Raw genomic sequence first — 14492 nt, 5'->3', positions numbered from 1 at the left:
TGACAGATTTAAAGAAAAAAAGTCAGTGTAAGTTTAATCAGCTCTAAAGCTTAAAAAGAACCCATTTTCAAGTTTAAAGGTCTTAAGTAGATTTTACCTCAACAGCCACAACATCTTTGACAACAAACACAATAGCAGCATTTTTACTCTTGATAAGAGACCTATTTCTGTAATAGGCCTCTTATCATTATGTTTTATTTAAATACGGTGGTGTCTTGCGCTAAAACGGGTAAACTGTAATTTCCGAAATCAAGCTTCAGCTTACTGAAGCTGGTTTTCAGTTTAGCCTGGTCTTTCTCCTCCACGCCGGTTTGATACAGGTAAAGGTATTGCAGGTCTTTCAATCCTTTTAGCTGAGTAATCATCCCCGTGGCTGTGACTTTTGTCCCTACCAGATTTAAGACTTGCAATTTGGGAAGGCTTTTTAACAGGCTTAAAGCTTTATCGGTTATTCCGGTGTGGCTCAGGTTAATTTTTCGCAGGCTTTGCAGCTTGGCCACATCTGCCATACTTTGGTCTGTGATGGAAGTATTTGCCAGATTCAACCAGATCAATTGCTTTTTTAAAGGCTCCAATAACTTCAAAGTCTCTGGGTCTGATTTTGCGGTCACAAAGCTGGCCGATAAATAATTGCTATTGCTCAATACCGGAATTACCACGACTCCCGCCTTCTTTAACTTTTCAATTGCAGCGGCATCCCCTTTATCTACTTCTTCTTCTGGAATATCCGCAGCAAGTGTTTTCTTTGCTACTGCAGCGCCAACCTGAAAACTCATCAACACTGGTTTTATCTCTTCCGGTTGTTTCAACTCTGCTACTTTTTTATCTGCCGCAGCGCCTTCATTGATCCACCATTGCAGCAAAGCAATTTCTTCTGCACTGAGCTGAGGCTTCTCTTTTGGAGGCATGTGGTCATCATTAGAAATAGGCAGCAGCATTCTTTTGATCAATTCACTTTCATTTGCCCGGCCAGGAACCAGGCTTGCTCCATCTTCTCCGCCTTTCAACATGAAACTGATGTTGTCCATCCTCAATTTCCCTTTTTGCTTCTCTGCACCATGACAGCTGTAACAGCGATTTTGGAGCAACGGCTGAACTAAATGCGTGTAGGCAATTGCTTTCTGTACATCAGGAACCGGGGGAATCGCAACTTTAGTACTTTCCCCTTTCAATGCAGCAGTCATGTAATCAGAACCATGTGTTAAAGAACCACCATAATGGCCAGTCAGGGTAATCAGGATGACCAAAGCAGCGGAGACTAGATTAAGAAACAATTCTTTTACCGCTTTCCAATACATAAAATACAGCAGCAAGGCCATCACAGCAACGCCGATACCCATCCAAAAATGCAGGCCTATCAGATCTCCATCATAATCTCCGCTTTCAGACAATAGGTACCCGGTAATACAGGAAAACACTGCCGCGAATGCTCCCAGCAAGCAAATGATAGGAATCGAGGGCCTCAGGAAAGCAAACTTATTATTTATAGTAAACAGCTGAAACAAGCAGCCCAGCAATAGAATCCCGATGGGCAAATGCACCAATATCGGATGAAAACGACCAATAAATTCAGGTATAGTTAGATAGATCATACTGCTTATTGGTAGCGTTTACGTAATAAATTCATCATAAATACATTGATCTGCCATTGATCGGCAACTGGCTGTCTGGTGTAAGGTAAAGTTGGCATATAATCAGGCGGACCAAACTCTGTAAGAATGGTCATTCTTTCTCCTTTACTTTTCTTTCTTTCTATCACCTGATCCCACCATGCCAGGTGCGCATTTAGTGCATCCGCCCATTCTGGTGCTCTAGGATCGCTCACTTGCGGTCCTTCCGGATGGCCTACTCTGGAATGGATATGATCAACCCGATCCAGCACCATCTTGATGGTTTCCTTTTGATTTCCCAGCAAACTTTCATGCACAACACACCAATGAGAGATGTCTAAGGTAATCCGCAGCTCCGGATTCTTTTCTATAAAGTTCCTACTGATCGGTGCAGTATAAAGCATCCTGCCACGGTGTGTTTCATGATAAATTGGGATACCGGATGATTTTGCCTTCTTTACCGTAAAGTCTATCATCTTTTTATTCTCCTCATAAGTAAAGTAATCCTTACCTGAGTGACAGTTGATATATAACGGTTTCTGGAAAGCATTACTAATGACCGAATCTACATTTTTCATGAAAGAGTTCAGGTGCTGATTGGGATCATGCTCTCCTGCCCCACAAAGAAAGCCGACTTGCAGGTTGTGTTTTTTCAAGGCCTCAAACAGCTCTTGCTGGGCCTTTTGATCGCTTCCCGGCCACCAAACTTCTATCCCTTCATAACCTTCCTTTTTGGCCAGGGCACAAAAATCTTCTGTTGAGCCGTTATAACCCCAGGAGGTCGCCATAAATAGCAATTCATATCCTGATATTGCTTTTACGAAAGGTAGTTCTGCTGCTTTAATTCCGGCATAAGGAGCAAGTATCCCTCCTGCGGCAGCCGTTACGGTAGTTTTCAAAAAGTGTCTTCTATTTTGGTGCATTTAGTTTGTTTCTAATCGTTGTTAAATGTGGTGCTGATTAAATAAATTCTAGGCTACAATATCTCTGATGACTTTCCCGGCAACATCTGTTAGTCGGAATGGCCTGCCCTGGAAAGGGAACGTAAACTGCTCATGATCGAAACCCAGTTGATTTAGAATGGTGGCCTGGATATCGAAAGGATCTACTTTTCCGCTGATAGCGCTATAACCGATTTCGTCGGTTTCGCCATGCGTATAGCCCTTTTTGATACCACCACCTGCCATCCACATGGTGAATGCTTCGGTATGGTGGTCTCTTCCATTGTATGGATTCTGTATCCCATTTCTATTTTCCATCATTGGTGTTCTACCAAATTCGCCTCCCCAAACTACCAATGTATCCTCCAGCATTCCTCGTTGTTTAAGGTCTAGCAAAAGCGCTGTAATTGGCTTATCAGTACTGCGGCATTTATTTTTAAGGCCGATATTTAAAGAGTTTGCAGGTCCATCACCATGGGCATCCCATCCCCAATCGAATAGTTGCACAAAGCGAACCCCTTTTTCTACCAGTTTACGAGCTAGCAATACATTATTGGCGAAACAGGCTTTACCAGGCTGTGTGCCATACATATCATGAATGTACTGTGGTTCATTGTTGATGTTCATCACTTCTGGTGCTGAAATCTGCATCCGGTAAGCCATCTCATATTGCGCTACACGTGATTGTATTTCGGGATCATTATAGGTTGCATACTCTTCTAAATTCGATTCGTTTATGGCATCTATGGATGCTTTTCTTAAATCCCGGCTCATGCCATGCGGATCTTTAATGAACAGTACCGGATCGCCTTCACTTCTGCACTGTACCCCTTGATAAACGGAAGGCAGGAACCCACTTCCCCAGATACTTTTACCGGCATCCGGAAAACTTCCACCACTGGTGAGCACTACAAAACCCGGCAGATTCTGATTCTCTGTCCCCAGGCCATAAGTTGCCCAGCTGCCGATGCTTGGCCTGCCTAAACGGGCACTTCCGGTATGCATTAACAACTGTGCTGGAGCATGGTTAAACTGATCAGTGGTCACTGCTTTCAGGAAACTCACTTCATCTGTCATCGTCGAGAAATGAGGCATATTGTCGCTCACCCAAGCCCTGCTCTGACCATGCTGTGCAAAATTTGCCTGTGGTCCCAACATTTTGGGTACGCCGGTAATGAAGGCAAACTTTTTCCCTGCCAGCAAGGAAGGCGGACAATCCTGACCGTCCATTTTCATCAGTTCCGGTTTAAAATCAAACAATTCTAACTGTGAAGGTGCACCAGCCATGTGTAAATAAATCACGCTTTTTGCTTTCCCCAAAAACGGCGGCGACTTTGGCAATAAGGGATGGGCAGCATCATATAAAACCGGATTATTGCCTTTAGCCCCAAAATTACATCCTCCAAATAAGGCAGCCATGGCCAGGCCACCCAAGCCCATCGCACTTTCCTTTAAAAAATGCCGACGAGTATATGCTGCTGCCTGGATCACATTCGCTTCTTTTACCAGACGGTAAGCGTGTAGTTCATCTCTAGTCATATCAATTAATTTTTTGTCACCACTTCATCCAAATTCAGCATCGCATTTGCGACGATCACCAGTGCAGCAGTCTCCGGACTTTTGTTGTCTGTTGTACCCATTAGTTCCTTTACTTTAGCAGGATTTACTTTATAATCCGCCAAAGCTTTACGGTATAATTCATCAAATATTTTCAACTTCTGTGCAGGAATAGGTTTATACAGCATTTGCTGGTATCCAGAAGCAATTTGCTTGAGGATTTCCTTGCCGCCTTCTTTTTGCATTCTGAATGCAAAATGCTTGGCCAAATCGATGTATACGCCATCATTTAGTGTCACCAATGCCTGTAGAGGTGTATTTGTACGAATCCTACGCGGTGCACAAGCCACTCGCATCGCACCATCAAATGCAATCATGGAAGGATAAGGAGAAGTTCTCTTCCAATAGGTATAAATGGCTCTTCTGTATTGGTCTTCTCCGGTCGCATTGTTCCAGGTATCACCATTATAGGGTGAGCTCCAAATCCCTTCCGGCTGCCATGGCGTTACACCTACCCCATACATCTTAGTACTCAGCATCCCACTGATGGCCAGGTGCTGATCCCTTAATTGCTCTGCCGACAATCGCATTCTTGGACCACGGGCATAGAATTTATTGAAAGGATCTTTCTCTTTGATCTGATCACTCAATCGGGAGTCCTGACGATAAGTCGCACTCATCACCATTTCTTTGATCATCCTTTTGACACTCCATTTATAATCATGCATTAGATCCCAGGATAAATGATCAAGTAATTCCTTATGTGTTGGATTCATACCCTGAGTCCCCATATCTTCGAGTGTTTCCACGATACCGGTTCCAAACAGCTGTTCCCAAAGGCGGTTGGCCATGGTTCTGGAAAGCAATGGGTTTTTGACATCAGTTAACCACATGGCGAGCCCCATTCTGTTTTTTGGTGCATTTGCAGGCATCGCATACTGCAGTGTTTTTGGTACTCCAGGCTGCACTTCTTTCCCATGTGAAGTCCATGCGCCACGTTCAAACACATACGTTTTACGCAGCCTGTTGTCTGGATTTTCTACCATGACAGGGATCGTTCTTACATTGGCATTTAAGAGTGCCCAGAAAGTCTGTTTTTGTGCTGCATAATCGGGCTTGTTCTTTCCTGGAAATTGCTGACCAAAATGAAACCAGTCGAACGTAACCACCACCTCATCTTTATTGGTCAATGAAGGGTTGTAATAGCTCAGGTAAATATCATGAACACCTTTCTGCGCTTTAAAATCAACAGGTAGATTTTGAGCACCGCTGGTTGCAGGCACTTTCCATTCGGCAAATACAGGCCCGTTGGGCTGATCTAAACGCAGCTGCATCTTCCCCCCGGTTTTGCCTGAGGAATATCTGTAGATCAACTGATCTACCTGTTCCAGGTCTACTTTTTCAATTCTTGCTACTGCATTGTTTCTAAAGAAAAGTGCAATGTTGTTGTTCCCAATTACTGCGTTGACCAATTTATCGGTCGTAGTGGAATTGATACTTGGCTGCCCGGTTTTTAAGAACTTATGAATCTCTTTTGATTTCTGGTCTGAAACATTTTGTTTCAGCCAAGAGGTTAAAGCACCTAACTTATTGTTCAGGGAATCATTGTATTGTCTCAATAAGGGATATTCAGAAGCCAGGTCTTCGTCTCTTGAATTGTTAAAATAGGCCATGAACTTATAATATTCATCATCCTTAAAAGGATCATAAGGGTGGCTATGGCATTGTACACAAGCAAACGTGGTACTCAAAAGACCTTCCCAGGTGGTATTTACCCGATCCATCACGGCAGATACCCGGAATTCTTCATTGTTAGTTCCCCCTTCATCATTAGTCATCGTATTTCTGTTGAAAGCAGTGGCGATATACTGGTCGTCTGTAGGGTTTACAAAGAAGTCGCCGGCAATTTGCTCGGTAATGAATTCATTGTAGGGTTTGTCCTGGTTAAACGCTTTGATGACCCAATCCCGGTATTGCCAGATGTTTCTATTGCCATCAGATTCGTATCCTTTCGTATCTGCATAACGGGCTACATCTAACCACATCGATGCCCATTTCTCTCCAAAACGTGGGGAAGCAAGTAAAGAATCTACCAGAACCTCATAGGCTTTATCTGAGTCTTTGGCGTTCAGGTATTGCTGAATCAATGATTTAGAAGGTACCGTTCCGATAAGATCAAGGCTCAATCTCCTTAACAAGGTCGGTTTATCTGCTTCTGCTGAAGGTTTTAGCTGCTCGGATTCTAGCTTGGCCAGGATAAATTTGTCGATATTATTCCTTCCCCAGTCTTCGTCTACGTCTGGGATTTGGACTTCTTTAACTGGGAGGTAGGCCCAATGGTCGCCCCATTTGGCACCTTGTTTTACCCATCTGGTGAAGATGTCGATTTCTTCTTCGCTCAACGCCGTATGTTTATAAGGCATACGCAATTCCGGATCTTTCGAGGTTAGTCGTTTAATCATTTCACTATCTTCAGGATTTCCAGGAATAATGGCTGGCTTACCGCTTTTTGTGGCAGAGAGCGCTTCTTTTTCGAATAGGAAGGAGAATCCACCTTGCTTTTTCACACCACCATGGCAAGAGATACATTTCTTGTTGATGATCGGTTTTACTTCCGTATTAAAATCTACGGTTTTTTCGTAGGGCATCAATAGCACAGCTGATGCTACTAGTATAGCTAGTATACTGAGCACCCATAGTTTCTTATTTTTTAAGAACTTCATGGCTTAATTTTCGTTTGGTTTAGGCTTATTTGTGTAAACTAAAAATACCGCCTATTTAAGCCCTCTACAATACGTCCATTGTCTAATACTGACACTATATTGTCAATAATATGGATTTTTGGAATATATTTTGCAAATTCAGCAAATGCAACCACTTCTGCTTGAAACCAACACCGTAAACCGGCATACGATATTTGTTAAAGAAATCAATGTAAAAAACCTGAGTAATCCGGTGCATTTCCATACTGAATATGAGCTGGTTTTAATCACCGCAAGTAAAGGGCGAAGGATTGTTGGCGATAGCATTGAGAATTTTGAGGAAGGTGATCTGGTATTGATCGGGCCGAATCTTCCTCATGTGATGTACAATGATAAAGCGTATTATGAGCCAGACAGTGAGCTCCCGGTCTCCGCTATTGTGACTTACTTTAGAATGGATTGGTTAAACGAAGAATTTATAAATTCCAAGGAAATCCCACAGCTTCATGATTTATTGCTAGACATTAACCGGGGCATCCGTGTGTATGGAGACACGCATCAAAAGGTCATTTTGTTATTGGAAGCGCTTTTAAAAAGTAACGGCTTAAGAAGGATTATTCAATTGCTGAGCATCCTGACCTTGCTTTCTGAAACGAAAGAATACAAATGTCTTTCCAGTATCGGCTATACCAACCCGCACAACCAGAAAGATGTGCAAAGAATCAATACCATCTATTCCTATATCATGGACAATTTCACAGAGGATGTTTCTTTGGAGGCTGCTGCAAGATTAGCAAACATGACTACCTCGGCTTTTTGCAAATACTTCAAGGCTCGGACGCAAAAGACGTTCACCCATTTTGTGAATGAGGTCAGGATCGGCCATGCCTGCAAATTGCTGTTCAATGACCACCTCAACATCACTGATATCTGCTTTCAATCCGGCTTTAACAACCTGACTAATTTTAATAGGAATTTTAAGCTGTATACGAAAGTCAGTCCTACAGAGTTTAAGCGGAATTTAAAGATTTAATAGGGGTCTTGCATTAACGCACTTCTTCCACCATCTATTAAATAGGTGGTACCAGAGGCGAAAGCGGCGTATTTACTCGCCAGAAACACGCACCAGCCACCAATCTCTTCGGGTGTTCCTAAGCGCTTTACCGGATGTAAATTAATTGTTCTTTGCTTTTCTTTTTCGGGTTCCTGAAACGAATCAAACCAATCCTGATTCCCTGGGGTATCAATAAATCCGGGAGCAAGGCCCACAGTACGTATTTTCGGCCCCCATTCTATAGCCAGGCTACGTACCAAACCTGTTAAGGCTGTTTTACTCACATTATAAGGGAAGCAGCCAGGGATAGTTGCCGATGCATGGTTAGAAGTCATGATGATCACCAGCCCTTCGGATAATTCCAGATAGGGTTTACATAGTTTTGCTAAGCGCCAGTGGGCAGATAAGTTCAGGTCCATATTTTCTTGCCATTCTGTTTCTTCACAATCTGCGCCTTTAAAAAAGTTCTTTCCTGCATTGGAAACCAGAATATCTATCCCTCCGTTATACTTTTTCAGCACCTCCTTCACAAAACCTTCCATCTCGGAAGGCTTGGTCAGGTCTGTTTGGCTATAAAACACCGGAACTTGCGCTGCTTCGATTGCAGCTACAAAACTTTTTGCTGCTACACTATCTTCCTCTTCCATTCCACAGCCTGCAATTGCACATCCTGCCTTTGCCAGCATTTTCGCCGTGCCTAAGCCGATACCAGAAGTTACGCCAGTAATCAGGGCTATTTTTCCATGAAGGTTTATTTCGAACATATAAGTGAGTGTATAATAAATTATTTGTCAGTCTTTTGATAGATAGCGGGCAATTTAGATCAGGTCTTATAGATTGCTGTTAACAATCAGACATAGAATCCAGGTCTGGGTACGACTATTCCAGGATGTTTTTCCATTTCTTCTTCTACCAGATCTACCCCTAAACCTGGTCGTTCGCTTAAATGCAGGTGACCATCTTTGATCATTTCACTAATCGGATGAGTAATCACGGTATCCCTCCAGGGCACGTCGTTAAACATGAATTCCTGTCTGAAGAAATTAGGCACAGCTGCACAAACATGCGCAGAAGCGAGCGTAGACAATGGCCCGTTCGGATTATGCGGAGCGAGTAACACATTATAAGCCTCCATCATTGTCGCCATGCGTTTCATTTCAGAGGGACCGCCGCAGCGGGTAATATCAGGCATGATAAAATCACAAACATTCTTTTCCAATAAAGGCCGTATCCCATGGCGGGTATAATGGCGTTCTCCTACGCAAATAGAAACATTGGAAGGGATCCGATCCCGCATTGCTTTTAAAGTATCCGCACTTTCAGGCCCTGCAGGCTCCTCATACCAGGTAATGTCAAGTTCAGCTAAACGCTGCGCCATTTTTACAGCGACCCGGAAATTGAGCATGGCATGGGTTTCGATCATGATGTCAAAATCAGGCCCCACCGCCTCCCTCACCGCTTTACTCAATTCAAAAGCCAGATCTTGCTGTTGTGTTGTGAGTTGGAGATTACTGGATAGGTCTTCACCGTATAAATAGTTGGTATGTGCAAAAGGGTCAAACTTTAAACCGGTAAAACCGGCTTCTTTCACTTTCAAAGCTTGTGCTACATAATCTTCCACGTTATGACCGCCTCCAGTAAACCAATAATTGGCGTATAGCAGAATATCTTTACGAAAAGCCCCGCCTAACAATTCGTAGCAAGGTGTTTTCAATACTTTTCCTTTCAGATCAAGTAAAGCCATATCAATCCCGCTGATGGCGCACATACTTGCCCCGAAAGGTCCCATCCAGTTTAGATCCCGATATAACTTTGTCCAGATAAAATCTGTCCGCATAGGATCCAGGCCAATGATCCGTTCCCCCAGATGTTTCGCTGCGTTATACACGATCGGGCTTCCCGGCCAATTGGTCGCTTCCCCTACTCCTGTATGCCCTGTATCGGTATATATCTTTAAAAGAGTCCAGTTGTATTTAACCCCCTCTACCAGCCAAACTTTTACATCGGTAATTTTCATTTCAATAACGCGTTACATGATAATGGCCGTAAGATTAATGAAAATTTCTGAAAGCCGACCGCTTAGCCGATATTTTGTGACCATGTCTTTTCGAAGATGATAGTAGGCAGCCTAAGCGATTATCCATCTTTTTTATAAAAAAATTTGCCTGTTGAGGATTTTAGTTAAAAAAAACTATATTTGATTTTATAAAACCGCAGTACGATGATAGTATTTCACGTCCGTTTAAGGTTCTAAGACCGAGGACTCCCTTCCTTATTAGCGATAAAGTATCAGCATTTGAATGCTAGAAACGGTTTATTTCCAATTTTTTCTCCTTTTATATGTCAGCACAACCAGCAGCTTCAACGAGCAAGCTATCTAGAATTATATCACTTTTAAAACAAGCCTTGAAGGGCGAAGACCTTGACTTCACACAAGGCAGTATCCGTAAAGGAGTACTTTTATTGGCCATTCCAATGATGTTGGAAATGGCAATGGAATCTGTATTTGCATTGGTAGACTTATATTTTGTGGGACACCTGCCAAATAGCAGTCACGCGATACAGACTGTAGGATTGACAGAATCTGTACTGACCATTATTTACTCCCTGGCTATTGGAATGAGTATGGCTGCAACTGCTGTAGTAGCGAGAAGAATCGGGGAGAAAAACCCGGAGGCTGCGGCAAAAGCGGGTGTTCAGGCGATCTTGATCGCTGTCTTTTTCAACCTTATCATTAGTGTTTTAGGCGTTATTTATGCCTCAGACATCCTGATATTGATGGGTGCTTCTGCAGAAACCGCCGCTCAGGGAACCCATTTTACTCAGATAATGATGGGTGGCAGTGTGATCATTGTATTGCTTTTCCTGATCAATGGGATTTTCAGAGGTGCAGGAAATGCGGCTATAGCGATGAAAAGTTTATGGATCGCGAATATCGCCAACATCATTTTATGTCCCATTCTTATTAATGGCTTTGGCCCTATCCCTGCTTTTGGTTTAACTGGGGCTGCCATTGCGACCACCATAGGAAGAAGCATGGGCGTTGCTTATCAAATCTGGCACCTCATCAATGGCAAGGGACTTTTAAAGGTACAATTATCTTATTTAAAGCCACATTTCGAGCAGATGAAAGCCTTATTAAAGATCGCGACTCCAGGTATTTTTCAGTTCATTATTGCTTCCTGCAGCTGGATATTCCTGGCGCAATTGGTGGCTACTACAGGTGGCGATCATGGTTCGGCCGGCTATCAAACAGCTTTAAGACTGATGATGTTCTTTATGCTCCCAGCATGGGGAATGAGTAATGCCGCGGCCACTTTAGTAGGTCAAAATCTAGGTGCTCAACACTTACAGCGTGCTATAGATTCGGTGATGAAAACTGCAAAGTACATTGTGGTTTATATGGTTTTGGTGATGGCCTTCACTTTTATTGGTGGTTATTATTTCATCTCTTTTTTTACGAATGATCAGTTAGTACAGGAAGTTGCACTGCATGCACTGCAGATTATGAGTCTGGGGTATATCTTTTACGGTATTGGAATGGTGCTGGTCAGCACGTTTAACGGAGCAGGAGATACCTGGACCCCTACCTGGGTAAACTTTTTTGGCTTCTGGTTATTTCAGATTCCACTGGCTTATTTACTAGCAAAACACTTTGAAATGGGGCCTACAGGAGTATTTATTGCAATTCCTGTGGCAGAAGTAGGCATCGCCATTGCGGGATATATCCTATTTAAAAAGGGAAGATGGAAAACTATTAAGGTTTAACTCCATAAAATATATAATTTAGTCCACTTAAAACAAATTGTATTTATATGAAAAAAACCTTTACTAAAACAATGTTAATATGCGGAGTGGCGGCGCTTAGCTTTTCAGCGACAAACAGCTTCGCCCAACAGACCAATACGAATCAGGAGGAGGAAAACACGGAGTCTAAAAACCTGGTAAAATGGAACGTAGCAGCTTTGGCGTTAAAAACTTACTCTTTCCAGTATGAACGTGCTGTTGGCAAGAAAATATCTGTTTCCTTAGGATTCAGGATGATGCCAAAATCTCATATCCCTTTCAGTTCGACTTTCAAAAGTCTGATTGATGACGATCAAACCTGGGAAAGTATCAAGGATTTCAAAACCGGCAACTTTGCGATCACGCCAGAGTTTAGGTATTATGTTGGTCAGAGTGTGTTCCGTGGTTTTTACGTGGCACCCTTTGTAAGATATGCAAGCTATAATGTTGCGGTTCCATATAACTATGAGGCAACTTTCAGTAATGGCAGTGGCAGCACTACAGTAAAGGATAAAATTGACATGGATGGCCGCATCAACACGCTGACTACAGGTTTGCTTTTAGGTGCGCAATGGAAACTGAGCAAAGCAATTTATCTGGATTGGTGGATTTTAGGCCCTAATTACGGATCTGCTTCTGGCAGCATTTCAGGCAAGAAAACATTGAATGCTGATGAGCAAAAAGCATTGAGAGAGGCCTTGACTGATCTGGATGATCTTCCTGTGGTAAAAACAAAATCTACAGTAGATGGCAATGGTGCTAAGATTGATTTCAGTGGCCCATGGGCAGGAGTAAGATCAGGATTGAGTATCGGTTACCGTTTCTAAGTCAGAAATGAAAGGTGTGAATTACATTTCTTTTTTATAATAAAGGCGCTGCGGAACAAGGATTCCGCAGCGCCTTTATATATATTTTGTATGTCTTTTTCTAGCGACTAACCTATGGTTTCTTTAACCAGCTTGGTGTAAAAATCATTCAATTTCATTCCGGCCGAGGCTACTTGCTGAGGAATAAAACTTGTAGCGGTTTGTCCTGGGATGGTATTCACTTCAATGAAGTAAAAATCACCTTCATCTTCCGTCAGGATAAAATCTATACGCACTACACCCCTGCAGTTTAACTTCACATATACATCTTTAGCAATCTGCTCTACTCTGGCTTTCGTTTCTGGTCTGATTGGAGCCGGCGTAGTTTCTTTAGCTACTCCAGGTGTATATTTAGCTTCAAAATCAAAAAACTCTTTTGCCGTTTCCACTTCTGTTGCCGGAAGTACAACCAGTTTTCCATCCAATTTCACTACCCCTACCGTAAATTCCCTACCGGAAATAAACTCTTCAATCAGCAGCTGATCATCTTCTTTAAAAGCCTTCTCGATTGCTTTTTCCAGATCAGCACCATGTTTTACTTTGCTCATACCGATACTGCTACCGCCATTATTTGGCTTAACGAAGTAAGGAATTTTAAGGTCTCTTTTGATTTGCTCCACATTGTAGGCCAGGCTCTTACTGATCTGTACAGACTTTGCTACATGAAGATTTTCTATGCCCTGAACAATCGCTTTCGTATATCCTTTATTCATGGTGATTGCTGAGGTGAGCGCATCACAAGTAGTATAAGGAAGGTTTAGCATGTCAAAATAGCCTTGTAATTTACCATCTTCGCCCGGAGAGCCATGAATGGCAATAAAGACCCCATCAAAAGTAACTTTTCGACCTTTAATATTTAGGGAGAAGTCATTTCTGTCTACTTCAATTTTCACGGAGTCTGCCGGTTCATAAAACCAACCTTGCTGGCTGAGCATGATTTTATAAACATCAAACTTGTCGGCATCTAGATTTTGGGCGATAGTGGCTGCACTTTTAACCGAGATGACCCATTCACCTGTGGTCCCACCGGTTAGTAATGCTAATGTTTTCTTCATTTTTTAAGCGTGTTAAAACCTATTCAAAGTAATAAGTCAATTGTAAGCACAAATATAAATTAGTTGGCCCAGATGTCATTTTAATTCCAATAAAATATTTTTTTAGCCTAAATTTGGCCGATATACCATATTGAAGAGAAAATCCCTATGAGCAAATTCATATCTTACCTAAAGACTAAATCCTTTAGAACCAACATCATTGCGGCAATAGTTACTGTGGTGATCATTATCCTTGCGGCTTTCTTTAGTTTAAGATATTACACCAAACATGGCCAGGGCTTAAACGTTCCCGCAGTTAAAGGCCTATCTTTCACACAGGCAGTGAGCAAATTAGAAGGATTAGGACTTCGTTATGAAGTGGATTCCGTATTTGTGATGGATTCGCCTCCGGGCATTGTGATCGACCAGGATCCTGAAGCGAACACCTTTGTAAAAGACAACCGTACTATTTATTTAACTGTAAATGTAGCTATGGCTCCTAATGTTAAATTTCCAGACATAGAGTTCAAACCTTTGAGACAGGCACAGGCTTTGATTGAGAGTTTCGGACTAAAACTAGGAGATACTACTTATAAATCCGATCAGGCCAGAGACGTGGTATTGGAAGCCTTGTTTGGCGGACAACCGATTAAAGCTGGAGAATCCATGCCTAAAGGGTCTAGAATTGACTTAGTTTTAGGTGACGGAAGAGGAAATGAAGAAGTTGATATTCCATCATTAATTGGATTAACAATCGATGAAGCGAGATTTGCTTTAAAGAATGGCGCCATGCTGAGCTTAGGAAACGTGTACTATGAAGGCGAAATTACAGATACTGCTAATGCGGTGATTGTAAAGCAGGATCCATTCTTAACGGATTCTGTAACTAAAGTTAAAATCGGCACACCAGTAAACATTACCTTGTCCAATAAAAAATAATTA

General features: G+C 42.4%; 11 protein-coding genes. 4 read left to right on the top strand and 7 right to left on the bottom strand.

The features are described from left to right. Positions 1–194: 194 nt before the first annotated feature. The 4 genes from K7X70_RS15290 to K7X70_RS15275 form a co-directional block, all read right to left on the bottom strand. Positions 195–1592, bottom strand: coding sequence for a c-type cytochrome domain-containing protein (locus K7X70_RS15290; RefSeq protein WP_255607295.1), 1398 nt, complete (start codon positions 1590–1592; stop codon positions 195–197). 5 nt (positions 1593–1597) lie between these two features. Beyond that, complete coding sequence (locus K7X70_RS15285) at positions 1598–2509, bottom strand: sugar phosphate isomerase/epimerase family protein (protein ID WP_255607294.1); 912 nt, start codon at positions 2507–2509, stop codon at positions 1598–1600. Positions 2510–2581: 72 nt separating this feature from the next. Beyond that, positions 2582–4090: a DUF1501 domain-containing protein gene (locus K7X70_RS15280; RefSeq protein WP_222537876.1), complete on the bottom strand. Its 1509-nt coding sequence runs from the start codon at positions 4088–4090 to the stop codon at positions 2582–2584. 5 nt (positions 4091–4095) lie between these two features. Next, positions 4096–6831: a DUF1553 domain-containing protein gene (locus tag K7X70_RS15275; protein ID WP_222537875.1), complete on the bottom strand. Its 2736-nt coding sequence runs from the start codon at positions 6829–6831 to the stop codon at positions 4096–4098. A gap of 145 nt (positions 6832–6976) precedes the next feature. Here K7X70_RS15275 and K7X70_RS15270 point away from each other — a divergent pair, with 145 nt between their 5' ends. Further along, positions 6977–7843, top strand: a complete 867-nt coding sequence (locus K7X70_RS15270; RefSeq protein ID WP_222537874.1) for an AraC family transcriptional regulator — start codon at positions 6977–6979, stop codon at positions 7841–7843. Here the strand turns inward: K7X70_RS15270 and K7X70_RS15265 are convergent. Next, on the bottom strand, positions 7840–8628 hold the full coding sequence (locus K7X70_RS15265) for an SDR family NAD(P)-dependent oxidoreductase (protein WP_222537873.1): 789 nt from the start codon (positions 8626–8628) through the stop codon (positions 7840–7842). The genes K7X70_RS15270 and K7X70_RS15265 overlap by 4 nt on opposite strands. An 86-nt stretch (positions 8629–8714) precedes the next feature. Beyond that, positions 8715–9881 carry a mandelate racemase/muconate lactonizing enzyme family protein gene (locus tag K7X70_RS15260; protein ID WP_222537872.1) on the bottom strand — a complete coding sequence of 389 codons (1167 nt, stop codon included), beginning with the start codon at positions 9879–9881 and terminating at the stop codon, positions 8715–8717. Between the two features lie 323 nt (positions 9882–10204). Between K7X70_RS15260 and K7X70_RS15255 the strand changes: the two genes are divergently transcribed. Then, positions 10205–11632, top strand: a complete 1428-nt coding sequence (locus tag K7X70_RS15255) for an MATE family efflux transporter (protein ID WP_222537871.1) — start codon at positions 10205–10207, stop codon at positions 11630–11632. Positions 11633–11679: 47 nt separating this feature from the next. Beyond that, positions 11680–12477, top strand: a complete 798-nt coding sequence (locus tag K7X70_RS15250; RefSeq protein ID WP_222537870.1) for a DUF3575 domain-containing protein — start codon at positions 11680–11682, stop codon at positions 12475–12477. Positions 12478–12584: 107 nt separating this feature from the next. Here K7X70_RS15250 and K7X70_RS15245 read toward each other — a convergent pair whose 3' ends face one another. Beyond that, positions 12585–13571, bottom strand: a complete 987-nt coding sequence (locus K7X70_RS15245) for a D-alanine--D-alanine ligase (RefSeq protein WP_222537869.1) — start codon at positions 13569–13571, stop codon at positions 12585–12587. A gap of 147 nt (positions 13572–13718) precedes the next feature. Between K7X70_RS15245 and K7X70_RS15240 the strand changes: the two genes are divergently transcribed. Beyond that, a complete protein-coding gene (locus K7X70_RS15240; protein ID WP_222537868.1) occupies positions 13719–14489 on the top strand; it encodes a PASTA domain-containing protein in 771 nt (256 codons plus the stop codon). Positions 14490–14492 lie beyond the last annotated feature (3 nt).

The sequence above is a fragment of the Pedobacter polysacchareus genome, from assembly GCF_019802255.1.
Classification (GTDB): domain Bacteria; phylum Bacteroidota; class Bacteroidia; order Sphingobacteriales; family Sphingobacteriaceae; genus Pedobacter; species Pedobacter polysacchareus.
The sequence above is the reverse complement of the archived record's forward strand: the minus strand, read 5'-3'. Positions and strand labels throughout refer to the sequence as shown.